The 24,580-nt window shown below is 73.9% G+C and carries 24 protein-coding genes, 1 tRNA gene and 1 riboswitch; of the genes, 13 read left to right on the forward strand and 12 right to left on the reverse strand.

Annotated features, from left to right (window positions below; genetic code table 11):
• The first annotated feature begins 130 nt into the window (after positions 1-130).
• Positions 131-271: riboswitch (cyclic di-AMP (ydaO/yuaA leader) on the forward strand.
• Positions 272-283: 12 nt separating this feature from the next.
• Positions 284-1,324, forward strand: a complete 1,041-nt coding sequence (locus ACFT41_RS09735; protein ID WP_377584691.1) for an NlpC/P60 family protein — start codon at positions 284-286, stop codon at positions 1,322-1,324.
• Positions 1,325-1,427: 103 nt separating this feature from the next.
• On the opposite strand, the gene dcd is transcribed toward ACFT41_RS09735, so the two are convergent.
• On the reverse strand, positions 1,428-2,006 hold the full coding sequence (gene dcd / locus ACFT41_RS09740) for a dCTP deaminase (protein WP_377584694.1): 579 nt from the start codon (positions 2,004-2,006) through the stop codon (positions 1,428-1,430).
• A gap of 101 nt (positions 2,007-2,107) precedes the next feature.
• On the opposite strand from dcd, the gene ACFT41_RS09745 reads away from it, so the two are divergent.
• Complete coding sequence (locus ACFT41_RS09745) at positions 2,108-2,701, forward strand: pyridoxamine 5'-phosphate oxidase family protein (protein ID WP_377584697.1); 594 nt, start codon at positions 2,108-2,110, stop codon at positions 2,699-2,701.
• Positions 2,702-2,773: 72 nt separating this feature from the next.
• Here the strand turns inward: ACFT41_RS09745 and ACFT41_RS09750 are convergent, their stop codons facing one another.
• On the reverse strand, positions 2,774-3,757 hold the full coding sequence (locus tag ACFT41_RS09750) for a zinc metalloprotease (protein ID WP_377584700.1): 984 nt from the start codon (positions 3,755-3,757) through the stop codon (positions 2,774-2,776).
• 243 nt (positions 3,758-4,000) lie between these two features.
• Here ACFT41_RS09750 and ACFT41_RS09755 point away from each other — a divergent pair.
• Positions 4,001-4,074: transfer RNA gene (locus tag ACFT41_RS09755), tRNA-Gly, on the forward strand.
• An 83-nt stretch (positions 4,075-4,157) separates the two neighbouring features.
• On the opposite strand, the gene ACFT41_RS09760 is transcribed toward ACFT41_RS09755, so the two are convergent.
• Positions 4,158-4,796 carry an SAM-dependent methyltransferase gene (locus ACFT41_RS09760; RefSeq protein WP_377584703.1) on the reverse strand — a complete coding sequence of 213 codons (639 nt, stop codon included), beginning with the start codon at positions 4,794-4,796 and terminating at the stop codon, positions 4,158-4,160.
• A gap of 64 nt (positions 4,797-4,860) precedes the next feature.
• Entirely contained in the window at positions 4,861-5,073 is a 213-nt protein-coding gene (locus ACFT41_RS09765; protein ID WP_377584705.1) for a hypothetical protein, read from the reverse strand.
• A gap of 167 nt (positions 5,074-5,240) precedes the next feature.
• Here ACFT41_RS09765 and ACFT41_RS09770 point away from each other — a divergent pair, with 167 nt between their 5' ends.
• Entirely contained in the window at positions 5,241-6,149 is a 909-nt protein-coding gene (locus tag ACFT41_RS09770) for an LLM class flavin-dependent oxidoreductase (protein WP_377584708.1), read from the forward strand.
• 55 nt (positions 6,150-6,204) lie between these two features.
• Here the strand turns inward: ACFT41_RS09770 and ACFT41_RS09775 are convergent, their stop codons facing one another.
• Positions 6,205-6,606, reverse strand: coding sequence for an ASCH domain-containing protein (locus ACFT41_RS09775; RefSeq protein ID WP_377584711.1), 402 nt, complete (start codon positions 6,604-6,606; stop codon positions 6,205-6,207).
• 151 nt (positions 6,607-6,757) lie between these two features.
• On the opposite strand from ACFT41_RS09775, the gene ACFT41_RS09780 reads away from it, so the two are divergent.
• Positions 6,758-7,291, forward strand: a complete 534-nt coding sequence (locus ACFT41_RS09780) for an alpha/beta hydrolase (RefSeq protein WP_377584713.1) — start codon at positions 6,758-6,760, stop codon at positions 7,289-7,291.
• A gap of 15 nt (positions 7,292-7,306) precedes the next feature.
• Here the strand turns inward: ACFT41_RS09780 and ACFT41_RS09785 are convergent, their stop codons facing one another.
• Together ACFT41_RS09785 and ACFT41_RS09790 are read right to left on the reverse strand one after the other, a co-directional pair.
• Complete coding sequence (locus tag ACFT41_RS09785; protein WP_377584716.1) at positions 7,307-8,383, reverse strand: questin oxidase family protein; 1,077 nt, start codon at positions 8,381-8,383, stop codon at positions 7,307-7,309.
• 28 nt (positions 8,384-8,411) lie between these two features.
• A complete protein-coding gene (locus ACFT41_RS09790) occupies positions 8,412-8,978 on the reverse strand; it encodes a phosphoribosyltransferase family protein (protein ID WP_377584719.1) in 567 nt (188 codons plus the stop codon).
• A gap of 197 nt (positions 8,979-9,175) precedes the next feature.
• Between ACFT41_RS09790 and ACFT41_RS09795 the strand changes: the two genes are divergently transcribed.
• The 3 genes from ACFT41_RS09795 to ACFT41_RS09805 all read left to right on the forward strand — a co-directional run bounded on the left by ACFT41_RS09795 (position 9,176) and on the right by ACFT41_RS09805 (position 13,133).
• A complete protein-coding gene (locus tag ACFT41_RS09795) occupies positions 9,176-9,820 on the forward strand; it encodes a septal ring lytic transglycosylase RlpA family protein (RefSeq protein WP_377584721.1) in 645 nt (214 codons plus the stop codon).
• A gap of 121 nt (positions 9,821-9,941) precedes the next feature.
• Positions 9,942-11,069 (forward strand): PP2C family protein-serine/threonine phosphatase, encoded by a 1,128-nt coding sequence (locus ACFT41_RS09800; RefSeq protein ID WP_377584724.1) that lies wholly within the window; start codon positions 9,942-9,944, stop codon positions 11,067-11,069.
• A 207-nt stretch (positions 11,070-11,276) separates the two neighbouring features.
• A complete protein-coding gene (locus ACFT41_RS09805; protein ID WP_377584727.1) occupies positions 11,277-13,133 on the forward strand; it encodes an acyl-CoA dehydrogenase in 1,857 nt (618 codons plus the stop codon).
• Between the two features lie 132 nt (positions 13,134-13,265).
• On the opposite strand, the gene ACFT41_RS09810 is transcribed toward ACFT41_RS09805, so the two are convergent.
• A complete protein-coding gene (locus ACFT41_RS09810) occupies positions 13,266-14,099 on the reverse strand; it encodes an SDR family NAD(P)-dependent oxidoreductase (RefSeq protein ID WP_377584730.1) in 834 nt (277 codons plus the stop codon).
• 101 nt (positions 14,100-14,200) lie between these two features.
• On the opposite strand from ACFT41_RS09810, the gene ACFT41_RS09815 reads away from it, so the two are divergent.
• Both ACFT41_RS09815 and ACFT41_RS09820 read left to right on the forward strand, forming a co-directional pair.
• A complete protein-coding gene (locus ACFT41_RS09815) occupies positions 14,201-14,812 on the forward strand; it encodes a TetR family transcriptional regulator (RefSeq protein ID WP_377584733.1) in 612 nt (203 codons plus the stop codon).
• A gap of 162 nt (positions 14,813-14,974) precedes the next feature.
• Positions 14,975-15,244 (forward strand): DUF6458 family protein, encoded by a 270-nt coding sequence (locus tag ACFT41_RS09820; protein ID WP_043961115.1) that lies wholly within the window; start codon positions 14,975-14,977, stop codon positions 15,242-15,244.
• Between the two features lie 81 nt (positions 15,245-15,325).
• Here the strand turns inward: ACFT41_RS09820 and ACFT41_RS09825 are convergent, their stop codons facing one another.
• Positions 15,326-15,856 carry a SixA phosphatase family protein gene (locus ACFT41_RS09825; protein WP_377584736.1) on the reverse strand — a complete coding sequence of 177 codons (531 nt, stop codon included), beginning with the start codon at positions 15,854-15,856 and terminating at the stop codon, positions 15,326-15,328.
• A 118-nt stretch (positions 15,857-15,974) separates the two neighbouring features.
• Complete coding sequence (locus ACFT41_RS09830; RefSeq protein WP_377584738.1) at positions 15,975-16,652, reverse strand: hemolysin III family protein; 678 nt, start codon at positions 16,650-16,652, stop codon at positions 15,975-15,977.
• A 106-nt stretch (positions 16,653-16,758) separates the two neighbouring features.
• On the opposite strand from ACFT41_RS09830, the gene ACFT41_RS09835 reads away from it, so the two are divergent.
• From ACFT41_RS09835 to ACFT41_RS09845, 3 genes are read left to right on the forward strand one after another with little or no spacing between them, the layout of a single operon-like run.
• Complete coding sequence (locus tag ACFT41_RS09835) at positions 16,759-17,460, forward strand: allophanate hydrolase subunit 1 (protein WP_377584741.1); 702 nt, start codon at positions 16,759-16,761, stop codon at positions 17,458-17,460.
• A complete protein-coding gene (locus ACFT41_RS09840; protein ID WP_377584744.1) occupies positions 17,457-18,404 on the forward strand; it encodes a biotin-dependent carboxyltransferase family protein in 948 nt (315 codons plus the stop codon). Before ACFT41_RS09835 ends, ACFT41_RS09840 begins: the two co-directional genes overlap by 4 nt.
• Entirely contained in the window at positions 18,388-19,137 is a 750-nt protein-coding gene (locus tag ACFT41_RS09845; protein WP_377584747.1) for a LamB/YcsF family protein, read from the forward strand. The genes ACFT41_RS09840 and ACFT41_RS09845 overlap by 17 nt, the downstream gene beginning before the upstream one ends.
• 88 nt (positions 19,138-19,225) lie before the next feature.
• On the opposite strand, the gene ACFT41_RS09850 is transcribed toward ACFT41_RS09845, so the two are convergent.
• On the reverse strand, positions 19,226-21,058 hold the full coding sequence (locus ACFT41_RS09850; protein ID WP_377584750.1) for an NHL domain-containing thioredoxin family protein: 1,833 nt from the start codon (positions 21,056-21,058) through the stop codon (positions 19,226-19,228).
• Positions 21,059-21,178: 120 nt separating this feature from the next.
• On the reverse strand, positions 21,179-24,277 hold the full coding sequence (locus ACFT41_RS09855) for a hypothetical protein (protein ID WP_377587270.1): 3,099 nt from the start codon (positions 24,275-24,277) through the stop codon (positions 21,179-21,181).
• Positions 24,278-24,580 lie beyond the last annotated feature (303 nt).

Consider the following 24,580-nt stretch of genomic DNA (forward strand, 5'->3'; position numbering starts at 1 on the left):
GCGGTGGACATCGAAGCCGGCGACGGGTCTGTACGGTGCGTCACGGCCCGGTGGGTTGCGGATCGACGACGATCGTCTCTACTCTGGCCAATTGTCGGCCGGTAGCTGCACCGCCCAGCCGGGCGGTGACGGTGCGACACCGCCGAGTCGCCTCCGGGCGAGCCGGGGACCCAGGTACGCCGGGGTGAATCCGCAGCGGTGCTGCGGTAGGGCGCTCTCCCTTCCCGCCCGAACCCGTCAGCTAACCCGGTAGGCGGTAACGGAAGAAGGAGAACGGAGCCCGGTGGCACACCATGCCCCGCGGCGCCCGTCACGCCGGTCGGCCGACGCCGACCGCCTGCCGGCCGCGCCGCGCACCCGCTGGTCACGCTGCACCACCGCCCTCGCCGCCCTGGTCGGCGTCGCCGTCGTCCTGACCGGCGCACCGACCGTGGCCCACGCCGACCCCTCGGTCGCCGAGATCGAGCGGCAGATCGACGAGGACTGGAACAAGCTCGAACCGCTCATCGAGCGGCACAACGCCACCCGCCAGGACCTGGCCGCCAAGCGTAAGCAGGCCGACGCGCTCGCCGCGCGGATCGGGCCGCTCCAGCGCCAGGTGGACGAGGCGCTGGAGAAGGTCGGCGGCCTCGCCGCCGAGGCGTACAAGGGCGACAACCTCTCGGTGGTCAACGCCCTGCTGGGCAGCCGCACGCCCAGCCAGATGATGGGGCAGCTGGAACTGCTCGACCGGTTCGCCCAGCGCCAGCAGCACGATGTCCAGGCGGTCGTCGACCTCCGCGACGAGCTGGCCGCGAAGAAGCAGCCCCTCGACGAGATGGTCACCCAGCTCGCCCGCACCGAGGCCCAGCTCGCCGCTAGGAAGAAGCAGATCAACACCGAGATCGACCGCCTGCAGAAGCTGCGGCTGAAGGTGTACGGCAACGGCGGCGGCGGCCCGCTGCGGCCCGCCCCCTGCCCGGCGAGCTATCCGGGCGGCGGCGCGGGGACGGCGGTGAAGTTCGCCTGCGCCCAGATCGGCAAGCCCTACGTCTGGGGCGCCGAGGGCCCGAACTCGTACGACTGCTCGGGGCTGATGCTGGCCGCCTGGGCGAAGGCCGGGGTCTCGCTGCCGCACAACGCAGCCCGGCAGCGGTCGGTGACCGCCAAGGTCAGCCGCGCCGACCTGCGCCCCGGCGATCTGGTCTTCTACTATGCCGACCTGCACCACGTCGGCATGTACGTGGGCGGGGGCTGGGTGGTGCACGCCTCCCGGGCCGGTGTCCCGGTGAAGATGAAGCGCCTCGACGACGGCCCGATCCACAGCTTCGGCCGCCCCGCCTGAGGTGCAAGGAAGGGCCCCTTCTTAACGCATACGGTCGAGAAGGGGCCCCTTCTCACACCCGGAGGGGTCGACGGCGACGTCGCGTAGGGCAGGCAGGGCTGCGTCAGCGGGTCGGCCAGGTGCGCCAGCTCTGCCAGGAGCGGCTCGGGGTCGGGCCGCGCTGGCCCTGGTAGCGCGAGCCGTAGACCGCCGAACCGTACGGGTGCTCGGCCGGTGACGACAGCCGGAAGATGCACAGCTGGCCGATCTTCATGCCCGGCCAGAGCGTGATCGGCAGGTTCGCCACGTTGGACAGCTCCAGCGTGACGTGCCCCGAGAAGCCCGGGTCGATGAAGCCGGCCGTGGAGTGGGTGAGCAGCCCCAGCCGGCCCAGCGAGCTCTTGCCCTCCAGCCGGCCCGCGAGCTGGTCGCCGAGGGAGATCACCTCCAGCGTGGAGGCGAGCACGAACTCACCCGGGTGCAGCACGAACGGCTCGCCGTCGGGCACCTCGATCATGGAGGTCAGGTCGTCCTGCTGCATCGACGGGTCGATGTGCGTGTAGAGGTGGTTGTTGAAGACCCGGAAGAGCTGGTCGAGGCGTACGTCGATGCTCGACGGCTGCACCAGGGTCGGCTCGAACGGCTCCAGCGCGAGTGTGCCGGCCTTCAGCTCGGCGACGAGGTCGCGGTCGGAGAGCAGCATCGCAACACCATAGCGAGGCTGGTCGGCGAGCCGGCGATCGGTACGCCCCGGCCAGCGCGTCGCGCTTCGCGTGTCGTACAGGTGTTCGATAGGATGCTGGCATGGCTTCCTGGTCCGAATTCGCCGCTGACGAGCCACGACTCGCCGACGGGATCCGTCACCTCATGCAGCAGTACGGGCCGGGCTTCGGCTACCTGGCCACCGTCCGCGCCGACGGTGGGCCCCGGGTGCACCCGGTCTCCCCGGTGATCACCGACGAGGGGCTCTTCTGCTTCGTCGTCGACTCGCCGAAGCGGCGCGACCTCGAACGCGACGGCCGTTACGCGCTGCATTCCTTCCCGCCGGAGGACAGCGACGACGAGGCATACGTGGCCGGGCACGCCAGGCCCGTGACCGACCAGGCCCGGGTGGCCCGGCTCGCCGAGATCGGGCGGGCCGCGCCGCAGGTCGACTGGCGGCTCTTCGAGTTCACCGTCGACGTGGCGATGCTGGCCCGGCGTGGTGACGCCGGCACCGTCCGCCCCGGAGAGGCGACCGACCGGCCGGCCGTGCAGGTCTGGCTCGACCCTGGGGCGGCCGGTGCCGCGAGCACCGCGCCCGACGCCGCGAGCACCGCCTCGGGCGGCGGCGCTGTGGGCGTACCAGATCGGCGGTCGGCCCTCGGCGGGCGCGGCGCCCATCGTGCGGCGGCCTGACCCCCACAGACGCCGGTGCCGGCCCCGTCGGGAGACGGAGCCGGCACCGGGATGATCAGCGACAGCGGTACGTCAGGCCGCGCGGTACGCGTTCCACGCGGTCAGCATCCGATCCGCCTGGCCGGCGGTGAACTGGTACATGCACGAGTCGTACGTGTAGTCCATGAAGTTGGTGATCGGGTCGAGGCCGGTCGCGGTGCAGGTGTCCCGCCCGGTCGGGCACTGGAAGGCCGCCTCGGCCTCCGCCGGCGTGTCGCTCACGCCGTCGCCGGAGCCGCGGCAGCCGCCCTGGAAGGTGTGGTAGAGGTTCAGCCAGTGGCCGATCTCGTGGGTGCCGGTGTCGCCCTGGTTGTAGTTGGTGGCGGTGCCGCCCGGCAGCGACTCGCTCAGCACGACGACGCCGTCCATGCTGTCCAGCCGGCGCTTCGGGAAGGTGGCCCAGCCGAGCAGGTCGTCGCTCAACTCGCCGAGGTAGATGTTCAGCGTGTTCTTGCCGCCCTCGCGCAGCGAGGTCTTCATCGAACGCTCGGCCGAGGAGCCCGACACGATCGGGTACCACGCCGGGTTGGTGACCCGGTTGATCTTCTGGAGCTGGAAGCTGAAGGCGGTGGCCGCGCCGCCGGTGGCGCCGCTGTAGGCCTGGTTCAGCACGCTGATCTGCGAGTTGATCATCGAGTCCGGGATGTTGCCGCCAGCGCGGGTGCCGTCCTCCTGGATGACGTGCACGATGACCGGCACGGTCACGGTGGCGAGCGCGGCGGCGCCAGCCCCGACCCGGAAGTTGGCCCGTTCGCGCAGGGCGGCGGCGAGGTCGGCCTCCCGCTCGCGGGTCTCCTTGGCGGTCAGTTCGTTCGGCTCGTGCTTGGCCTGCGCGCCGGCCTTCACCCGGGCGTCCGAGTGGACGTCGGCCGGCTCGACGCACGCCTCCGTCGGGGCGGCGGAGAAGGCCGAAGCGGCCGGGACGACACCCACGGCGGCGGTGCTGAGCAGCAGCGCGAGGGTCGTCGACGCGACGCCGGCAGTACGCCGGGTCAGCAGGTTGGGACGGAGTCCCATGGGCCCACCTCTTTCTGGCGGCGCGGCAGGGGGTGTGTCGCGCCGTGGCTTGAACGTGCGGGAGACGTTACAACCGATCGAGGGATTTGAGAATGGGCATATGTTGCGGCCTTGAAAATCCTACGCACCGTCGATGGCCTGCGGATCATGGTCGGCCGGGCGTGGTGGCGTGCGGGAGGGTGGGGCGCGTGAGGGGGTGCCTGGGTGCACGCGGCGACGGTGTCGGGTACAGTGGGTCCGCCTGCGGGTGTAGTTCAATGGCAGAACATCAGCTTCCCAAGCTGACAGTGCGGGTTCGATTCCCGTCACCCGCTCCACGCACGAAGGCCCTGGTCAGGACGCAAGTCCCGAGCCGGGGCCTTCGAGATTCCACGGCTCGTGATCCCCTCCATGGCGACGGCTACCGGACGAAGGTGAACAGCACCCCGGACGTGTCCAGTGGCCGGGGCGTGCCGGTGAACCGGTGCACGCCAACCGAGAAGAGCACGCCGTCCGGCGCGTGGAACGAGCGCTCGGCGAAACCGGCGTCCCGCAGCCAGCCGCGCAGTGCCGGGGTCAGGTCGGGAGCGCGCCGGGTCCGCGTCCAGATCACCGTGGCGTCGGCCGCGCACAACTGCGGCAGGGCGGCCACGGTCCGGCGTACGTCGTGGTCGTCGATGTTGCCGAAGACGCCCGCCATCAGCACGAGGTCGGCCGGCACCGCCTGTGCGTACGACGAGAGCCGGCCCGCGTCCGCCTGCCGGACGGTGGCGTTCGCGAGGCCGGCCCGGGCGGCGGTGATCCGGGCGGCGGTGACGTTGCCCGGGTCGTTCTCCAGCAGCGTGGCGCGGACGCGGGCCGCGTCGGCCCGACCAGCCAGTGCTCCGACGAGGTCGTGCCCCTGGCCCGTGCAGGCGCTGACGACCGTCAGCGGCTCGCCGGGGCGCTCGTCCAGCCACGCGGTGATCGCTCCCCGCACCAGCCGCAGCCGGCGGGACAGCTGGGAGTCCTCGTCGGCGTAGGGCTCGTGCCACGCCCGCCAGTCCGTCCCGGTCGTCATGCCACCGAGACTGCCAGGCCGCCGGCCGGTCGGGCCCACGGGCGGCCGGCGGGTCACGAAGGCGTCACAGGCGGCCGGCGGCGACGAACACGCAGGCGGCGAGGAGCGTCAGATTGACCAGTACGGCGACCGGCTCGCGTAGCCGCAGGTGGATGCCCGCCGCGCCGACCATCACGGCGGCGAGCGGCGTGAGCGAGGTCGCGATGCCGGTCAGCCCGGGCAGGAGCAGCCCGACGGCCGCGAGGACCGCCTGCGCGGCCCAGAGCGCGACGGTCACGGCGACTCCCGACGATCGTGGGTGGAGAATCGGTCACCTGAACGACGGGACGGGCCGCCGATCGGTGACCGGCCCCGCCGAGCTGCGGCGGCCGACGTGGTCTGCCGGCCGGCGGGCGATGCCGTCGACCTGACCGTCCCGGCCGTGGAGGCCGTAGGCTGGCGATCATGCGGATTGGCATCGTGATCCTTCCGGACCAGCGCTGGTCGCAGTCGCAGCATCGCTGGCGGCAGGCGGAGGAGTGGGGCTTCGACCACGCCTGGACGTACGATCACCTGGGCTGGCGGGACCTGGTCGACGGGCCCTGGTTCGACTCGATGACCACGCTGACCGCCGCCGCCACCGTGACCTCCCGGATCGGGCTCGGCACCCTCGTCGCCTCGCCCAACTTCCGGCACCCGGCGGCCTTCGCCCGGCAGATCACGGCCCTCGACGACGTCTCCGGTGGGCGGTTCCTACTCGGCGTCGGCGCGGGCGGCATCGGCTTCGACTCGGCCGTGCTGGGCGGGGAGACGCTGCCCCCGAGCCAGCGCGTCGCCCGGTTCGCCGAGTTCGTCGAGCTGCTCGACCTGATCCTGCGCGAGGACGGCACCACCTGGCGCGGCGACTGGTTCGCCGCCGTGGACGCCCGGAACAACCCGGGGTGCGTGCAGACCCCCAGGGTGCCGTTCGTGCTGGCTGCCAACGGCCCCCGCTCGATGCGGCTGGTGGCCCGGTTCGGGCAGGGCTGGGTCACCACCGGCACGGGCGGCGACGACGTGGAACAGTGGTGGGGGACGGTCACCGACCTGGCCGCCCGGATGGATCGGACGCTGGCCGAGGCCGGCCGCGATCCGGCCACCCTGGACCGCTATCTCTCGCTCGATTCCGCCCCGGCGTTCTCGCTGCGCAGCGCGGACTTCTTTGCCGAGCAGGTCGGGCGGGCCTCCGCCCTCGGCTTCACGGACGTGGTGACGCACTGGCCCCGAGCCAGCAGCTGGTACGCCGGGGACGAGGCCGTCCTGGCGGACGCGGCAACCCGCCTCCTGCCGGAGCTGCGTCGCCTGGCGCCCGCTGGCCGCCCTGCGGCTGAGTGAGAGCCGGTGGGAAGGGGACCCTTCTCTACCGTATGCGTTAACAGGGGGCCCTTCCTTACGCCTCCACCGAGACGAGCCGGAACCGCACGCAGACGACCCGGCTGTCGTCGGTGACGGGGGTGCCCACCCGGGCCCAGTAGGCGGCGTGCCCGGCCCGCCACTCCTCGATCGACCGGTCGCCCTCCCCTTCGGAGCGGGCGAAGTCCCACGGCACGTCGGCGAAGCGCACCACGTCGATGCCGGTCACCTCGACGATCCCGACGGGCGCGTCGTGGTCGTCCACGAGGGCGAGTCGCTCGCCGACGTGCTCCAGCTCCTCGTCCTCCTCGGCGTACTCGTCGGTCAGGCCGGCGGTCGCCGTCTTGGCCCCGGCCAGCACCAGGGAGTTGAGTCTCGCCCGCAGCTCGCCGGGGGTGCCGAGGGGGAGGCTGCGCAGTCCGTCGATCCGAGGCCACATCCCGCCGAGGCTACGCGGGCCGGCCGCACCCCGCCGCCGGATTTCGGGCGCGGAGTGCGGGAGCGCGTTCCGTGTCGGAGCGGCGCTGCTTCGCGCAGCGTGCCGGGGGCGTTACGGTGGCGGCAGGTCGAGCTGGCGAAGGGAGCGGGCGATGGCGGACCGGCGCGCGGTGCTGATTCCGGGGCGGGGCTACGACACCCGGGCGCCGCTGTTCGCGTACGTCGGGGAGGCCCTGCGCCGGATCGGCTTCGATACCCACGAGATCACCTGGCAGGTGCCGCCGGAGCTGGGCGCGGACCGGGCGGCGCCCTGGGTGGCCGAGCAGGTCGCCCCGGCGTTGGCGGAGCCGGCGCACCTGCTGGTCGGCAAGTCGCTGGGCAGCTTCGCCGCCCCGTTCGCCGCCGACCACGAGCTGCCGGCGGTGTGGCTCACCCCGCTGCTGCGCCGGGCCGACGTGACCGAGGCGCTGGCCCGGGCGACCGCGCCGTTCCTGCTGGTCGGCGGCACCGCCGACGCCCTGTGGGACGGCATCCAGGCCCGCCGGCTCAGCCCGCACGTGCTGGAGCTCGACGGTGCGGACCATTCGCTGCTGGTGCCCGGTCCGCTGGCCCGCTCGGCGGAGACGCTGGGCATGGTCTGCACCGCCGTGGAGGAGTTCCTCGGCGGAGCGGGCACGGGCAGCTGACCCTGGCGGCCTCGTTCAGATGAGCTGCGCCGCGTAGCCGGCCGCGGCGAGCACCCGCTCGTCTCCCGTCGCCGCGTGGGCGTCGAGCACCGCGTCGGCGAGCTTCACCACGTGCGCGTCGCCGTGCCGGGCCGCCCGGGCGAAGACCTCCGCCGGGGTGCCGGGGGCGACGGCCGGGGGTGCGCCGCCAGCCATGGAGGCGTACACGGCGGTCACCGCCGCCGTCGCGGACCAGGCCGCGGCGAGGCTCGGCGCCCAGAGCCCCGGGTCCAGCTCCGGCAGGGTACGCAGCACAGCCGTCGGCGCGGTCACCGCGTGCACCAGCATGACGGGTTCCGCGTGCCCGTACCGGAGGTAGTCCAGGCTCGCCAGGTGCACCAGCTCGGCGAGCCCCCGCTCCGCCTCGGCCGGGGTGCGCGCCGGCCGCAGCGCCGCGAGCGACGACTTCCACTCCGGTACGTCCGGCAGCCGGCCCAGCCGCTCGCGGATGCCGCCGGTGCGGTCGGCGATGCGGGGCAGCCCGGCCAGCGCGGCGGTCACCTCGCCCTCTCCGGCGGGAGCTCCGCCCTCTCCGGCGTGTGCCTCGTCCGTCCTGTCCGGTGTCGCCGCCGTCAGCGCTGTCGTGCCGGGGACCGGCTGCCAGCGCGCGGCCCAGTAGGCGAGGGCCTGGCCGAGTTCGGTGCGCCGGTCCGGGCTGGCCTCGTCGGCGCGCAGCGCCCGGACGGCGTGCCCGACCCGGATGACGCCGTGGGTCGCCCCGGCGGCGATGCCTGGCAGCAGTCGGGGCCACCAGGTGGCAAGCGTCTCCCGCCAGGGTCGTTCGCGTAGCTCCCGGTCGAAGTGGGCGAGCCAGTCGCCGGCGCGCTTCGGGTCGCCGAGGGCGGCCCGCCAGTCGTCGATCGGCCGGATGCCGCGCGGCAGCTCGTCGAGCCGCCGGAGGTAGTCGTCCAGCCAGCGGTGCACCCGGGCGTCGTGCCCGTGCCGGACCAGTGCCTCGACGGCCATCGGGCCGTGGTTGGAGAGCCAGCCCTCGAACTCCGGGCCGGTGCGGTGCAAGCGTCGGTACGCCTCGTTCAGGATTCCGTCGTCCATGCTCCGATCGTGCGAGTTGAAGCTCGCTTCAGGTCAACCCCTCGGGCGGCGACAACCGGCCGCCCTCGACCAGGCCGTGTACCCGCAGCTCGGCGGCGACGTCGGGCGGGCAGTCGACGACCACGGCCGAGGTGCCGACGACCTCGGCGCCCCGGGCGGCGCAGATCGCGTACAGGGCGTGCAGCTGGGCGCCGGTGGCCACCCAGTCGTCGACCACCAGCACCCGGTCGCCGGGGCCCAGGTGCCGGTCCCGCACGCCCAGGTCGACCCGGCGGCCCCGGAAGTCCGGGGGGCTCTGCGCCCACGTCGTCGCACCGGCGGGCAGCCTCCCGTCCCCCGCCTTGTGCGCCGGCGTGAAGCCGACCCCGAGCGCGGTTGCGGCGAGCGGGCCGAGCAGCAGCCCGGTCACGGCGGGGGCGAGCACGACGGTCGGCCGGGCGTCCTGGAACGGCGCGGCCAGGGCCGGCCCGAGCCCCGCCAGCACCGCCGGGTCCCGCCACCAGCCGGAGACGTCGCTGACCAGGTGGGTGCTCTGCGGCCCGGGATCGATCCACCGGAACAGCTCGACGAGGCGTTCGCTCAGCTCAGCGGGCATCCGCCCATCCTGCGCCAGATCGACGCCGCGGTGGAATCCGGCCCGCCCCGGGGCCGAGCGGGCCACGTCGCCTCGGATGATCGGCCACACGTATGCGAGCAAATATGCATATAGCACCATGATCACGTTGACTTCGGAAGTGCTTCTCTCGCTACGGTCCGGGCCGGTTTGTTCTCCACGACGAAAGGACCGGGCCGGTGGTTGGTAGGCACTCCCGTACCCGATTGTTCTCCTCGCCGGCCGGAATCGCGGCCACCGCGGCCGTCGGCGTCGCGCTCGCCGTCGGCGGCACCGTCGGCGCGGTGAGCCTGACCGCCGGTGAGGCGGCGCCGCAGCCGACCGTCGCCGACACCCCGGTGGGTGTCCCCACCACCCCGGCCGTGCCGTCGGCGTCGCCCAGCGCGAGCGCCAGCGTCCCGCCCAGCGCCAGCCCGTCGCCGACCGTAACGGCCAGTCCGAAGGGCACCCGGAGTCAGGCGGCCTCGCGGAGCAGGCCGCGCACCGCCGCGCCGAAGCCGGCCGCCACCACGAAGAAGCCCGCCCCGACCAGCAACGTCGTCGACAGCGGCTCGTGCGGGGCGTCCTTCTACGACGAGGGTCAGCTCACCGCCAACGGGGAGAACTTCGACCCGAGCGCCCTGACCGCCGCGCACAAGACCCTGCCGTTCGACACTTTGGTGCGGGTGACGAACCCGGCCAGCGGCAAGTCGGTCACCGTCCGGATCAACGACCGGGGCCCCTTCATCGACGGCCGCTGCCTCGACCTGTCCCGGGCCGCGTTCGCGGCCATCGCCTCCGTCGACGTCGGCGCCCTGACCGTGAAGTACGAGGTCCTGGGCTGACCCGATGACCTCGGGTGGGGGCGGTGCGACCAGGGCCGGACCGGCCGCCGCCCGGACCCGGCCGGGCAGAACATCCTCGGCCGACGGGCCAGGCTCGTTCACCGGTTCACGTCCATCAGGCATGCTGTCCCTCGTACGCACGCATGCCTTCCAGTCGGGCCGTGGCCCGCTGAGCCCCGGATCCCGCGCCGGCCTCGGCGCGGCCCTCGTCCTGCTCGCGATCATCTCCGCGGTGGAGCTGGCGGACGGCCGGTCGGCGCACTACGTGGCGCTGATGGTCGCCGCCCCGTTCCTCTCGGCGGCGCTGGCCTCCTGGCGGGTGGTGCTCGGGGTGGGTGCCGCCGCGACCGCGATCGGGTCCGCCTTCGCCCTCACCGAGCCGAGGACGTCGCTGGTCACCGCCGTCAACGTGGCCGGCATCGCGCTGGCGACCGGCATCGCGGCGGCGGTGGCCTCCGTCCGGCAGCGGCAGGCCGAGCGGATCGCCGAGCTGTCCAAGCTGGCGGCGGTGGCCCAGCAGGCGGTGCTGCGTCCGCTCGGCCCGCAGGTGGGGACCCTGGCAGTGGCGGGACGCTACATCTCCTCGACCGCGACCGCCGAGATCGGCGGCGACCTGTACGAGGCGATCGACACCCCGTACGGCGTGCGCATGATCATCGGTGACGTACGTGGCAAGGGGCTGGACGCCGTCCGGCTGGCCAGCATCGTGCTGGGCTCGTACCGGCACGTCGCGTACGAGCGGGCCGACCTGCGGGCGGTGGTCGCCGACCTGGACCGGGCGGTGGCCCGCAACGTCGGCGACGAGGACTTCGTCACCGCCGCCCTGGTCGAGGAGCGGGGTGGGACGCTCACCATCGTCAACTGCGGCCACCCGTCGCCGCTGCTGCTGCGCCGGGGCGCGGTGATCCCCCTCGAACCGCCCGCGCCCGCGCCGCCGCTGGGCTTCATGCCGGTCGTCCGGCCTCGGGTCGAGCGTCTGGAGCCCGGCGACCGGCTGCTGCTGTTCACCGATGGCCTCGGCGAGGCGCGCCGGGACGGCGAGTTCTTCCCGACGGCCGACCGGGCGTGGCGGCTGCTCGGCCACGGCACGGTCGGCGACGGGCTGGCCTCGTTGGAGACCGCCCTGGTCGAGTGGGTGCACGGCCGGCTCGACGACGACATTGCCCTGGTCCTGATGGAGTACGCCGGCCACCGCGGCGCGGTGGCCGACCCCGTGCCGAGTTGGGAGGTCGGCGCGGCCGAGGGCTGAGCCACGATTTTCGTGACCCACGGTTCCGTCCGGTTCGGGACGGGGTTCCGCCCGATTCGGGACGGGGTTCCGCCCGGTTTCGGACGGCCGAAGCGCGGGTGTGTAATCGCCGTCACTTCCACGATCGGCTTGTCGCTGCCTACCCGCGAGTAATACAGTCGGGGTTACTGATCGGTAACACCTGTCCGGGAAGCGGGGCCAGCGAGCATGACCCACTACAAGAGCAACCTCCGGGACCTCGAGTTCAACCTGTTCGAGGTCTTCGGGGTGGACCGGGCGTTCGGCCAGGAGCCGTACTCGGATCTCGACGTCGACACCGCGCGCAGCTTCCTCTCCGAGGTGGACCGCCTCGCCCGCGAGGACCTCGCGGTCAGCTACTCGGACAGCGACCGGAACCCCCCGGTCTTCGACCCGGCCACGCACACCGCGCCGCTGCCGGCGTCGTTCAAGAAGTCGTACCAGGCGTTCATGGACTCCGAGTTCTGGCGCCTGGACCTCCCGCCGGCGCTGGACGGCACCAACGCTCCCCGCGCCCTCTGGTGGTCGCTCGCCGAGATGGTGCTCGGCGCGAACGCCCCGGTGTGGATGTACGCCTCCGGCCCCTCCTTCGCGCACGTGCTGCACGTCGAGGGCACCGAGGAGCAGAAGAAGTGGGCCAAGCTCTTCATCGACAGGCAGTGGGGCTCCACGATGGTGCTCACCGAGCCCGACGCCGGCTCGGACGTGGGCGCCGGCCGCACCCGCGCGATCCCGCAGCCGGACGGCACGTGGCACATCGAGGGCGTGAAGCGCTTCATCACCTCCGGTGAGCACGACCTGAGCGACAACATCGTGCACTACGTGCTGGCCCGCCCGGTCGGCGTCGAGGGCGTCGGCGGCCCCGGCACCAAGGGTCTGTCGCTCTTCGTCGTGCCGAAGTTCCACTTCGACCCGGAGACCGGCGAGCTGGGCGAGCGCAACGGCGTCTACGCCACCAACGTCGAGCACAAGATGGGGATCAAGGTCTCCAACACCTGCGAGATGACCTTCGGCGAGCACGGCGTGCCGGCGAAGGGCTGGCTGCTGGGCGAGAAGCACGACGGCATCCGGCAGATGTTCATGATCATCGAGTACGCGCGGATGATGGTCGGCACCAAGGCCATCGCCACCCTCTCCACCGGCTACCTCAACGCCCTGGAATACGCCAAGAACCGCGTCCAGGGCGCCGACCTCGTCCAGCAGGCCGACAAGACCGCCCCCCGGGTCACCATCACCCACCACCCGGACGTCCGCCGCTCGCTGATGCTCCAGAAGTCGTACGCCGAGGGCCTGCGCGCCCTGGTCTGCTACACCGCCTCCTGGCAGGACCAGGTCGCCATCGCCGAGGCGGCCGGCGACGAGCAGGCGACGAAGATCGCCAAGCGGGTCAACGACCTGCTGCTGCCGCTGGTCAAGGGCGTCGGCTCCGAGCGGGCGTACGAGATGCTGGGCCACGAGGCGCTGCAGACCTTCGGCGGCTCCGGCTTCCTCCAGGACTACCCCCTGGAGCAGTACGTCCGGGACGCGAAGATCGACACCCTGTACGAGGGCACCACCGCGATCCAGAGTCTGGACCTGATCTTCCGCAAGATCGTCCGGGACAACGGCAAGGCCCTCATGACGGTCGCCGGCGAAATCCAGGAGTTCATCACCTCCGAGGGCGGCAACGGCCAGCTCAAGCAGGAGCGGCAGTCGCTCGGCAAGGCCCTCGCCGAGGTCCAGAACATGCTCGGTGTGCTGACCGGCTGGCTGGGCGAGGCGCAGGGCGGCGACGTCCGGGCGCTGTACAAGGTGGGCCTCAGCAGCCGGCGATTCCTGCTGGCGGTGGGCGACCTGGTCGTCGGCTGGCTGCTCCAGCGGCAGGCCGACGTCGCCCTGCGCGCCCTGGCCGGCGAGGTCTCCGCCGCCGACAAGGCGTTCTACACCGGCAAGGTCGCCGCCGCGAAGTTCTTCGCCCGCGAGGTGCTGCCCCGACTGGGCGCCGACCGGCGGATCATCGAGAACACCGACCTGGAGTTGATGGACCTCCCGGAGGAGGCATTCTGAGCCGCTGACGCACCACAGCGGCCCCCGGACGGCCGGCGAGTCCCCCACTCGCCGGCCGTCGCCGTCTCACCACCTGTCCGTCGGCGGTGCGGCGGTGCGGCGGTGCGGCGGCGGTGCGGCGGGCGGCGTGGTTCAGCGGGTGGTGATCGACAGCAGCGCGGCGGAGCGGTCCCACAGTTTCCTGGCCAGGGCCGGGTCGCGGGCGTCGTCGCTGGATGCGGCGACCTTGCGCTTCTCGTAGTACTCGCCCGACTGCCAGTCGGCGCCCGGTGCCCCCTCCGCCAACCAGACCAGTTGGTCGGCGCCCTTGTCGGGGCTGATCGTGAGCAGGTACCTGAGGGGCGTGTGGTAGATGAACCGCACGAAGTGCGTGGTGTCGCTGGCGAAGGCGCTACGGACCACGCCGGGGTGGAACGCGGCGGCGTTGATGCCCTGGGCGTGGTAGCGGCGGTGCAACTCCCGGGTGAACAGGATGTTCGCCAGCTTCCCGTTGCCGTACGCGACGTGCGGCCGGTAGTCCTTCTCGTTCTGCAGGTCGTCGATGTCGAACCGGCCGAACTGCTTCGCCACGACGCTGGAGGTCTGGATCACCTTCGCCCTGCTCGCGATCAGCGTCGGCAGGAGCAGGTTGGTGAGCAGGAACGGGGCCAGGTGGTTGACCTGGAAGGTCTTCTCGAACCCGTCGCGGGTCACCGCCCGGTCGCCCATGATGCCGCCGGCGTTGTTGGCCAGCACGTCGATGCGCGGGCATGCCTCCCGCAGCCGGTCGGCCAGCACACGCACCTGTGCGAGGTCGGCGAAGTCCGCCACGAAGTGCGGCACCCCGAGCTGCGCGGCGACAGCGGCGGTCTTCGCCGGTGACCGGCCGACCAGGACGAGCTTCTCGCCCCTGGCCGCCAGCTGCCGGGCGGCGGCGGCGCCGACGCCGTCACTCGCGCCGGTGATCACGATGGTCTGCTGCGGCATGACCACACCCTCCTCTCGTTAAAACCGAACGGTTCGGTTCGACCGTACACCGCCGCCCGGACGTCGCCAAACCGAACGGTTCGGTTAGGTAGGGTGGGGGCATGACCCCGCGCGCCAGCACCGATCCGACCAGCGATCGCATCGTCGCCGCGGCAACGGCCGAGTTCTCCCGGTACGGGATCGCCGGCGCGCGCGTCGAGCGGATCGCCAAGGCGGCCCGGACGAGCAAGGAACGGGTCTACGCCTACTTCCGCAGCAAGGAACAGCTGTACCGGTTCGTCGCCGGTCGCGAACTCGCGGCGATGGCAGAGGCCGTTCTGCTGGATCCCACCGATCTTCCGGAGTACGCCGGACGTGTACACGACCACTTCACCCGCCACCCCGAATGCTGGCGGCTGATGATGTGGGGCCAGATGGAACTGTCGCCGGGCCAGACGCCGCAGGACGACCCGCTCCAGGAGTCCGTGAACCACAAATTGGAACAACTGCGCAAGGCCCAGGAATCCGGCCACCTCGATCCCGCATGGGATCCCCAGGACATCCTGGTGTTCGTCAGCCAGCTCGCCACCTCGTGGGCCGCAGCCGAAAGCACCCTCACCCTGGCCGGTGAGGATCGTGCGGCCTTCATGGCGGCTCGACGAGCGGCCATCGTCGCCGCCGTCCAGCGCCTGTTCCCCACCATCCCGCGCGCCGGTGCACCCGAAGGTCACTGATCACCGGACCCCGGGCGCTCCGGGTGTCACTCCTCGACCCGGCGCGTCGGCTGTCCCCTATCGCCGGTCGCGTCCCGGGTACTAGCCCCGCCGGACGGGTAACCGGGGCCCGGACGTCGTCAGTGAACGCCCAGAGCCACCGCACGTGGGGGTGCAGCGCACATGGGCATTGGTAGTGGAATCTTTCTCATCGCCATCGGCGCGATCCTGACCTTCGCCATCCGGGCCAACGTCTGGTGGGTGGATCTGCGCGCGGTCGGCTGGGTCTTCATCCTGGCCGGGCTGGCCGTGCTGCTCACCACGCTCTGGTTCTGGCAGGACCGGCGCAAGCGGGCGCGCACCCTGATCGTGGAGGAGAACAGGCTGTCGCATCCGACCGCGATGATGCCGCCTCCGCCCGACCCGCCTCCGCCCACGGCGCCGCCCTCCTGAGGCCCGCCGGCCCGCCCGCACCTGTCGTTAGCAGGGGCCCCTGTGCAACAGAATGCGTTGACAGGGGCCCCTGCTTGCACCTCAGGCGCGGGCGGTGTGGCGGGCGACGATGTCGGCATGGCGCAACTCGGCCCAGGGGAGCCTGGTGCGGTGCACCACCAGGTCGGTGGTGCGTAGGCCCTCCTGGTCCGCGCGTTCCGGGTCGAGCAGCGCCGAGAGCAGCGAGATGCCCGGGTTGTGGGCGACCAGCAGCACCGTCGTCGCCTTCGCCGGGGTCGACCGGATCAACCCCAACAGCTCCGCCGGGCGTGCCTCGTACGCGCCCGGCTCGTAGCGCACCTGCGGCGCGGGGCTGGCCGGCCCGGCCTCGTCCGGCGAGCCGGTCATGCCCAGCTCCACCCCGTGCCAGGTCTGCCGGGTGCGCCTGGCGGCCGAGCAGAGCACCACGTCGGGAAGCAGCCCGTGCCGGGCCAGCCAGGCGCCGGCGGCGGCCGAGTCGGCGTGCCCCCTGGCGGTGAGCGGTCGCTGGAGGTCCGGCCCGGTTCCCGGTGCCTCCGCCTTGGCGTGCCGCAGCAGCACCAGCGTCCGTTCCGTCCCTCCGGCGTCCGTCATGGGCCCAGCTTGCCCGATTGACGATCGGAGCGCCTGGGTATGTCGATGGATGCCGCAACCTCATCCATGGCCGGGGCCCCGCAACGGCGCGGGGCCCCGGCGCGTGCCCGGGTGGGGATCAGGCGAACAGGGCGAAGTAGATCGCGATGTGGTGGCAGATCGCCGCCACCAGCGTGCAGGCGTGGAAGAACTCGTGGTGGCCGAAGACGGTGGGCCACGGGTTGGGCCGGCGCAACGCGTAGAAGACGGCGCCGACGCTGTAGATCGCTCCGCCGACGGCGAGCAGCACCAGCGCGGTCACGCCGCCGGAGTGCAGGATCTGTGGCAGCATCGCCACCGACACCCAGCCCAGCGCCAGGTAGAGCGGGGCGGAGACCCAGCGCGGCGCGTGCGGCCAGACCAGTTTCAGCGCCACCCCGCCCAGCGCGCCGCCCCAGACCAGGGCGAGCATGGTTGTCGCCTGCCGGACGTCCAGCAGCAGGACGCAGAACGGGGTGTACGTGCCGGCGATGAACACGAAGATCATCGAATGGTCCATCCGGCGCATGATCTGGTAGCCGCGTTCGGACCACACGCGACGGTGGTAGAGCGCGCTGGTGCCGAAGAGGCCGCAGACCGTCAGGCTGTAGACGAGGCAGCTGATCAGCGGGGACCAGCCGGGGCGGCTGGCGGCGATGGAGCAGAGCACGATGCCGCAGACGAGCGCGACGAAGAACGCGTAAGTGTGCAGCCAGCCGCGCATCCGCGGCTTCCCGATGTCGACCGGCTTGAGTCGAAGCGGTGCGGAGGTCGTCACGCACCTAGGTTACGGCACCGTAGGTTACCGTCAAGTAGTGCTGATCGTCACCGGATCGAGGGGTCCGACGGCCCTGCCCGGTCCGCCGATCGGGGATCATGGCGGGATGCGGATCCGGCCCGTCGGCGCACACGCCCTGCTGCTCGACTGCGACGATCCCGACCAGGTGGAGGCGTGGCGCGCCGAGCTGACGCACCGCCGGGCGGCCAGCGAGCTGACCGCCGTCGAGATTGTCGCGGCGGCCCGTACGGTGCTGCTCGACGGGGTGCCCGACCCCGACCGGGCTGCCGCGCTCGTCGCCGGCTGGACGCCGCGACCCGCCGACGGGCCGACTTCCGCCGACGGCACGTTGCCCGCCGACGGCACGTTGCCCGCCGACGGCACGTTGCCCGCCGACGGCACGACGTCCAACGACGGCACGACGCCCGTCGAGGTCGAGGTCCCCGTCACGTACGACGGGGCGGACCTGCCCGTCGTCGCCGGCCACTGGGGGGTGGACGTGCCCGAGGTGGTCGCCCGCCTCACCGGCACCCGGTTCCGGGTGGCGTTCTGCGGGTTCGCGCCCGGGTTCGCGTACCTGACCGGTTTGCCGCAGGAGTGGGCGGTGCCCCGGCTCGCCACGCCCCGCCCCCGGGTCCCGGCCGGCTCGGTCGCGCTCGCCGGCCCGTACGCGGGGATCTATCCCGGTGCGTCCCCCGGCGGCTGGCTGCTGGTCGGGCGGACCAGGATGACCCTGTTCGACGTGACCGCCGACCCGCCTGCCCGGCTCGCCCCCGGCACCCGGGTACGCCTGGCGGCGACCGCGTGACCGGCCGATCCGCCGCCGGACCGAGGCCCCGGCTGGAGGTGCTCCGGGCCGGGGCGCTCACCACCGTGCAGGACCAGGGCCGACCCGGCTGGGCGCACCTCGGCGTGCCCCGGTCGGGAGCGCTCGACCCGACGGCCCTGCGCCTGGCCAACCGCCTCGTCGGCAACCCGGAGGACGCGGCCGGCCTGGAGATCACCCTCACCGGCTGCGCGCTGCGCCTCACCCGGGCCGGCGCGGTCGCGCTCACCGGCGCGGACGCCGACGTGTGGATCGGCGGCGCGCGGATCGGCGCGGACGCCGAGGCGCGGGTCGCCGACCAGCCTGGCGGCGTGCGGGTCGCCGACCGGCCCGGCGACGTCGGCCGGCCCCTGGCCGTGCCAGCCGGGGCGGTCGTGCGGATCGGCCCGGCCCGCTCCGGGCTGCGCACCTGGCTCGCCGTGGCCGGCGGGATCGCCGTGCCGCCGGTGCTCGGCAGCCGCTCCACCGACACCCTCTCCGGGCTCGGCCCGCCCCCGCTGCGCGACGGCGACATCCTGCCGCTCGGCGCCCCGGCCGGCGACCCCGCGCCGGTCGACATCACGGTCGGGCGGCCCGCCCCGGCCGCGCTGCGGCTCGCGCTGCGCCTCGGACCCCGCGACGACTGGTTCACCCCGGCCGCGCTCGACCGGCTGTTCGGCACGGCGTACACGGTGAGCCCGGTCAGCAACCGGGTCGGCGCGCGACTGACCGGCGCGCCGCTGCCCCGCGCGGTCGCCGGGGAACTGCCCAGCGAGGGCCTCGTGCTCGGCGCGGTGCAGGTGCCCGCCGACGGCCAGCCGTTGATCTTCCTCGCCGACCATCCCACCACCGGCGGCTACCCCGTCGTCGGGGTGGTGGACGACGTGACGCCGCTCGCGCAGGCCCGCCCGGGGACTACGGTGACGTTCCATGGACCTCAACGCTGACCTCGGTGAGGGATTCGGCATCTGGCGGCTCGGCGACGACGAGGCGCTGCTCGACCTGATCACCTCCGCCAACGTGGCCTGCGGCTTCCATGGCGGCGACCCGTCGACCATGCGCCGGGTCTGCGCCGCCGCCGCGCAACGCGGGGTCGCCGTGGGCGCGCAGGTCGGCTACCGCGACCTCGCCGGCTTCGGCCGCCGACACATCGCGTACGCGTTCGCGGACCTGCGCGACGAGACCACCTACCAGCTCGGCGCGCTCGACGCGTTCTGCCGGCCGTACCGCACCCGGGTCCGCTACCTCAAGCCGCACGGGGCGCTCTACCACGCCGTGTCGGTCGACGAGTCGCAGGCCGCCGCCCTGATCGCCGCCATCGACGACTACGACCGCGACCTGCCGGTGCTCTGCGCTCCCGGCTCGGTGCTCGCCCAGCTCGCCACCGGCGCCGGTCTGCGGGTGGTCGCCGAGGGCTTCGCCGACCGGGGCTACCTGCCCAACGGCACGCTGGTGCCCCGCACCGCCCTCGGCGCGCTGCTCACCGACCCCGAGCAGGTGGCCGCCCGTGCCGTCCGGATGGCCACCGAGCAGACCGTGGTGGCCGTCGACGGCACCGTCGTGCCCTGCCCGGTCGAGTCCATCTGCCTGCACGGCGACACGCCGGGCGCGGTGGCGTCCGCCGAGCTGGTACGGGCCGCGCTCCTCGACGCGGGGGTGACGCTCACTCCGTTCGCGTGAGAGGAAGGGCACCTTGTTGACGCATTCTGCATAGGAAGGGCCCCTTCCTGACGCACCGAGCGCCGACGCACGGGCGGCCGGCGTCGGGTCAGGCGTCCAGGCCGCGCAGGACCAGCGGGAGCCGTGCCGGGCCGCCCTCGACCACCCGCACCGGCACCCCCCAGTCCTGGCGGGTCAGGTGGCAGGCCGCGTGCTCCACGTCCGCGTCGCACGTTGCCGCCTGCGCGGTCACCTGGAGCACCCCGCCGGCCACCGACCCGTCGACCACCAACCGGCGGGACAGCTCCGTGCCGGTGCCCGCCCCCTCCCGCAGCAACTCCGGCGGCGACGCCGAGACGACCAGCCGGGTCGACGGCCCGTACGTCTCGTCCAGCTTCTGCCCCGGCGCCGGGGCGAACACCACGTCCAGCGTCACCTCGCCGGCCGCCACCTCCATCGGCTTCCGCTCGGTGCGGTGCCGGGGGCCGTCGACCGTGCTCGCCCCCACGGCCGACAACGCGCCCGGGGCCAGCCGGGTCAGCCGGTGCGCCGCCGACTCGACCACCAGCACCCCGCCGTCGGCGGTCAGCACCAGGTCGCTCGGCTCGGCGAGCCCGTCGGCGACCGTCGACACCTGACCGGTGGCCGGATCGAAGCGGCGGACCGCCCCGTTGTACGTGTCGGCGATCAGCACCGAGCCGTCCGGCAGCGCGCACACGCCCAGCGGATGCTGGAGCAGCGCCCGGTCGGCCGGGCCGTCAACGTGGCCGAAGTCGAACAACCCCTGCCCGACGGCGGTGCCCAGGACGCCGTTCTCGACGTACCGGATCGCGCTGGTCTCGCTGTCGGCGACCCAGAGCCGGATGCCGTCGGCCGAGACGGCCAGGCCGGACGGCTGGGCCAGCCACGCCTCGGCCAGCGGCCCGTCGCGCAGCGCCTCGACGGTGGTGCCGGCGTACATGCCCGCCGTGCGGCGGATCGGGTCGAACCACCAGAGCTGGTGGATGCCCGCCATGGCGACGATCACCCGGTCGTCGTACCAGGCCACGTCCCACGGGGAGGAGAGGTCGACCGAGAGCGAGTCGTGGGCGTGGTCGTCCACCGTGGAACGCCACTGCCGGCCGGTGCCGGCCACGGTCACCACCTCGCCGGTGGCCAGCCGCAGCCCGCGTAGCAGGTGGTTCACGGTGTCGGCGACGACCACGTCGTACCCGGCCACCTCGGCCACGTGCTCCGGCAGCCGGCACAGCCCCTGCGGCTCCGCGAACGCGGCGACGCCGGCCGGCCCGTCGGCCCGCCCCCGGACGCCCGAGCCGATCCGGCGCACCAGCGTCTCGCCGTCGGGGGCCAGCTCCACCAGGGAGTGCCGGGCCGAGTCCGACACCAGCAGGTTCCCGCCGTCGAGCGCAAGGGCCTTGCCGGGGAAGCGCAGGGCCGTCTCCGGCTCGACGGGCGGCACGTACGGGCCGTCGCCCCGGTGCAGGGTGCCCTTCGTCTCGTGGGTGGCGACCAGTTCGTCGACCAGCCGGGCCAGCCCCTCGGCGTGGCCCTCGCCGGCCATCGTGGCCACCACGTACCCCTCGGGGTCGATGACGGCGAGGGTCGGCCAGGCGCGGGCCGCGTACTGCTGCCACATGTCCAGCTCGGGATCGTCGAGGACGGGGTGGTGCACGCCGTACCGCTCGACGGCGGCGGCGAGGGCGGCCGGGTCCTTCTCGTGCTCGAACTTCGGCGAGTGGACGCCGACGACGACCAGCACGTCGGCGTACTTCTCCTCCAGGGGGCGCAACTCGTCGAGCACGTGGAGGCAGTTGACACAGCAGAAGGTCCAGAAGTCGGCAATGACGATTTTTCCCCGCAGGTCGGCCAGCTTCAGGTCCCGCCCGCCGGTGTTCAGCCAGCCCCGTCCGCGCAGCTCCGGAGCCCGTACTCGTGCGCTCATGCCCCCAGTCTGCCCGACCGTGACGCCCTGAACGGCCGGCACCCGCGCGGCCCCGGTCACACCTTGGGCGTACGACGGGGGCGGGGCCACGGTGGTCCGTGGCCCCGCCCCCAGGGTTCGCTACTTGGCGGCCGGCTTGAGGCAGAGCACCTTCTTCGGTACGTCGCCACGGAGGACGACGTACGGCTGGGCGGGGTCGGCGCACTTCTCCTTGGCGTCGACCTTGGACACGATCGTGAACGCACCGGCCTCGCCGCAGGTGGCCTCCGCCGCGTTGCCGCCCGACTGCTTGACGCAGGAGCCGACGGCCGGGTCGAACGCCTTCGCGTTGCCGCCGCCCACCTTGCCGAGCAGCAGGAGCAGCCCCAACGGCACCGCGAGGATCAGCACGGCGGCCACCAGCACGGCGACCAGCACCCGGCCGTTGCGGACCTTCGGCGGCGGCGCCTCGGCCTTCGGCGCGTCCGCCTCGGGCTTGAACGCGTCGAACCGGCCCTGCTCCTCCGGCTCCGGCCCCCAGGCCGGGCCGGACTGCTGCCCCTGCGGCGGGAACCCGACCTGGGTCGGCTCGCCGTACGGCGCGGGACCATGGCCGGGCACGGTGCCCTGCACGGCGGTGGCCCCATCCACCGGGCCGAACTGCTCACCCGGGCGGTCGCCCTCGTGCGGCCGTACGCCGTTGACGGGCCGGTTGCTGGCCGGCGGGTCCACGAAGGACGGCACCCCGGGCGGGAAGGTCGGCGGGGCGGCCGCCGCGCCCGCCGCCCCGGCCGCCGGGCCGTCGCCGAAGCCGTGCTGCTGGCCGGCCGACCGGTCCGGGGCGTCGAATCGCTGCGGTCCCTGCGGCCCCCGGTCGTCGAACCGCGGCTGCGGCCCGACGTCGTCGAACCCGCGATGCTGGTCACGCCCGTCGAACCCGCGGTGTTGGTCCTGCCCGTCGAACCCGCCCGGGTGGTCGTGTTCGGCGGAGCGCCGCTGCAGGCCCGGCTCGTCGAACCGACCGGGTTCGTCGAAGCGCCCTGGTCCCTCGAAGCGCCCTGGCTCGTCGTACCGGCCGGGTTCGTCGAAGCGGCCCTGGGGGCCCGGCTCGTCGAAGCGGGACGGTGGCGGGTTGTGTTCGGGGCGGAACGGGCTCTCCTCCGCCGGCTCCGGCTCGTCGGCCGGCTCCGGGCGGGCCGGCCGGCCGTACACCCGGGGCTGCGGCGCGGGCGCGCCGCCGGGGTGCAGCGCCTGGTCGGTCGGGGGCATCACCCGGCTGGCCATCGGCACGGACGCGCTCGCCGAGACGCTGCCCACCGCGCCGGCAGCGGCCTCCCCGGCCTCCGCCGGGGGTACGGCGGCCCGGGCGGTCGCCCCGGACTCGGGCGAGACCCGAGGGGCGGGCACGAACGGGGTGCCCTGCGGGTGTGGCTCCTCGGCGCGGCCCCAGCCGGCGCCCGCCTCGGGCTCGTACGGCGACGGGACGCCCTGACGGCCGGCCGGCTCGGCGGCCGGCGAGGGCTCGATCGCCGGGGCGAACTGTGCCGGCGGGGCGTAGTCGGCCGGCGGGAGGGCAGCCAGGCTGGCACCGGGCACGCGCTGCTCCTGCGGCGGCAGCGGCACGGCGTTGGCCGGCGAGATCCCCGGCCCGGGAGCCGGCTGGTAGAGCGGACGGTCCTCGGACCGCTCGGGCTCCCAGCCGTTGCCGGCCTGCTGCGGCGCGGCGGCCTCCGCCTCGGTACGCCCCCACGCCTCGCCCGGTGCCCACGGCTCGACGTCCGGCATGGCCGGTCGGTCGGACCGGTCGGCGCCGGACCGCTGCTGCGGGCTCTCGCCGGGCGTCCCCCAGACGGGCGGACCCTCCGTGCCGACGGTGGCCCGCGCCGGTGGTACGGAGGTCGGCTCAGCCGCCGCCCAGTCGGGAACCTCGGGCCGGTCGTCCTGTCGTTGCGGCACCGATGCCGCGCCCCACGCGCCGGGCTGCCCCGACTCCTCGGCAGCGGGCCAGGCGTTCTGCTTCGGCTGGTCGTCGGCGCGGACCGCCGTGGCGGCCCATCCGCCGGAACGGGCGGGGTCGTCCTGGGCGGAAGCGGAGGAGCCGGTCGACCAGCCGCCGGAGCGGGAGGCGTCGTCCTGTGTGGTGGCCCAGTCCTGGGGCGGCGTCGCCTGGCCGGGCACGCGGGCGGCGCCCCGGGCGGCGGGCTCGTCCTGACCCCACGCGGCCGGCGACTGCTCGACCGGACCGCCGGGCCCGGGCTGACCGGTCGCCCCGCCGAATCCGGGCTGACCGGCCAGGCCGGTCGAGGCGGCCTGACCTGCCTGGCCGGGGGTGTCGGGTTGCTCGGCCCGCGACCAGCCACCGGAACCGGCCGGGCCGTCGGCCTCCTGCGGCGTGGCGTTCCAGCCGCCGGAGCGGGCGGGGTCGTCGGCCTGTTGGCCGGCGTTCCAGCCGCCGGAGCGGGAGGCGTCGTCCTGTGTGGTGGCCCAATCCTGGGGCGGCGTCGCCTGGCCGGGCACGCGGGCGGCGCCCCGGGCGCCGGGCTCGGCCTGGCCCCACGGCGTTGGCGGCTGCTCGGCCGGGCCGGCCCAGGTCGGGGCCGGCTGCTCGGGCTGCGTCGCCCAGGCCGGCTGGGCCGGGTCTCCGTTCGACGCGCTCGCGACGACCGGGGTGGCCGACGCGGCGGCCCAGCCGGGGCCGGCCTGCTCGTTCTGCTGCCAGCCCGGTGCCTGCTCGTTCTGCTGCCAATCCGGCCCGGTCTGCTCGTTCTGCTCCCAGGCGGGCTGCGCTGCGGCAGCCGGTGCCCCCCAGGCGGCCGGACGGTTCGGCTCCGGCTGCTGCGCCGGCACCTGGGCGGCACCCCAGGCCGCGGTGGGCGGCTGGTCACCTTGTGGAGGGTGGCCCCAGGCCGCGGTCGCGGGTTGGTCGCCCTGCGGCGCGCCCCAGTGGGGAGTCACCGGCCCGGCGCCCCAGGCAGCTGTCGGCGGCTGGTCGCTGTTGGGGGACGCGCCCCAGGCTGCTGTCGGCGGTTGGTCGCCCTGCGAGGGCTGGCCCCAGGAGGGGGCCGGCGGCTGGTCGTTCTGGGTCGCCCAGGCGGGAGTGGGCGGGTTCGGCCGGGCTGCGGGGGGCGGGGGCGCCCAGCCCAGGTCCGGGTTGGCGACGCCGTACGGCGCCGGTGCGCCGGTGCCCGGCGACACCTCGTCCGGCTCCTGGCCGGGGTGGTGCGGGCCCTCGGACGTCATCGGTGCGCCTCCTCCATCACATGTCGGCCGCCGATGCCGACGGTGCGTCGGCGTGGGTGCCGGTGTGGCCGGCGGTGCCGGCCGTGGGGACTCCCCGCACCGTATCCGGTGGCCGCCCGCGGCATCCGGGGAGCACCGGCCGTCACTCCGCGTCGCCGGACGGTGTCGAGCAGCTTCTATCGGCGCGACGGGGTCCGGTCGGGCGGTTGACGACCGAGCCCCACCGTACCGGGCGGTGCGGCGAGGCGGAATCCCGGTGTCAATAGGCCCGAAAACGCCGACGACCCGCCCGGGCGAACCGGG

The organism is Micromonospora sp. NPDC057141 (assembly GCF_042670805.1).
In the GTDB taxonomy this organism is placed as follows: Bacteria; Actinomycetota; Actinomycetes; order Mycobacteriales; family Micromonosporaceae; genus Micromonospora.

Excerpts from the sequence above, each read along its gene's own strand:
- ACFT41_RS09750 (WP_377584700.1), bottom strand. The coding sequence starts at position 3,757 with ATGGGACTCCGTCCCAACCTGCTGACCCGGCGTACTGCCGGCGTCGCG.
- ACFT41_RS09820 (WP_043961115.1), top strand. The coding sequence starts at position 14,975 with ATGGGCATTGGTAGTGGAATCTTTCTCATCGCCATCGGCGCGATCCTG.
- ACFT41_RS09845 (WP_377584747.1), top strand. The coding sequence starts at position 18,388 with ATGGACCTCAACGCTGACCTCGGTGAGGGATTCGGCATCTGGCGGCTC.
- ACFT41_RS09855 (WP_377587270.1), bottom strand. The coding sequence starts at position 24,277 with ATGACGTCCGAGGGCCCGCACCACCCCGGCCAGGAGCCGGACGAGGTG.
- ACFT41_RS09825 (WP_377584736.1), bottom strand. The coding sequence starts at position 15,856 with ATGACGGACGCCGGAGGGACGGAACGGACGCTGGTGCTGCTGCGGCAC.
- ACFT41_RS09760 (WP_377584703.1), bottom strand. The coding sequence starts at position 4,796 with ATGACGACCGGGACGGACTGGCGGGCGTGGCACGAGCCCTACGCCGAC.
- ACFT41_RS09775 (WP_377584711.1), bottom strand. The coding sequence starts at position 6,606 with ATGTGGCCTCGGATCGACGGACTGCGCAGCCTCCCCCTCGGCACCCCC.
- ACFT41_RS09835 (WP_377584741.1), top strand. The coding sequence starts at position 16,759 with ATGCGGATCCGGCCCGTCGGCGCACACGCCCTGCTGCTCGACTGCGAC.
- ACFT41_RS09805 (WP_377584727.1), top strand. The coding sequence starts at position 11,277 with ATGACCCACTACAAGAGCAACCTCCGGGACCTCGAGTTCAACCTGTTC.
- ACFT41_RS09850 (WP_377584750.1), bottom strand. The coding sequence starts at position 21,058 with ATGAGCGCACGAGTACGGGCTCCGGAGCTGCGCGGACGGGGCTGGCTG.
- ACFT41_RS09815 (WP_377584733.1), top strand. The coding sequence starts at position 14,201 with ATGACCCCGCGCGCCAGCACCGATCCGACCAGCGATCGCATCGTCGCC.
- dcd (WP_377584694.1), bottom strand. The coding sequence starts at position 2,006 with ATGCTGCTCTCCGACCGCGACCTCGTCGCCGAGCTGAAGGCCGGCACA.
- ACFT41_RS09780 (WP_377584713.1), top strand. The coding sequence starts at position 6,758 with ATGGCGGACCGGCGCGCGGTGCTGATTCCGGGGCGGGGCTACGACACC.
- ACFT41_RS09800 (WP_377584724.1), top strand. The coding sequence starts at position 9,942 with ATGCTGTCCCTCGTACGCACGCATGCCTTCCAGTCGGGCCGTGGCCCG.
- ACFT41_RS09770 (WP_377584708.1), top strand. The coding sequence starts at position 5,241 with ATGCGGATTGGCATCGTGATCCTTCCGGACCAGCGCTGGTCGCAGTCG.
- ACFT41_RS09810 (WP_377584730.1), bottom strand. The coding sequence starts at position 14,099 with ATGCCGCAGCAGACCATCGTGATCACCGGCGCGAGTGACGGCGTCGGC.
- ACFT41_RS09745 (WP_377584697.1), top strand. The coding sequence starts at position 2,108 with ATGGCTTCCTGGTCCGAATTCGCCGCTGACGAGCCACGACTCGCCGAC.
- ACFT41_RS09785 (WP_377584716.1), bottom strand. The coding sequence starts at position 8,383 with ATGGACGACGGAATCCTGAACGAGGCGTACCGACGCTTGCACCGCACC.
- ACFT41_RS09790 (WP_377584719.1), bottom strand. The coding sequence starts at position 8,978 with ATGCCCGCTGAGCTGAGCGAACGCCTCGTCGAGCTGTTCCGGTGGATC.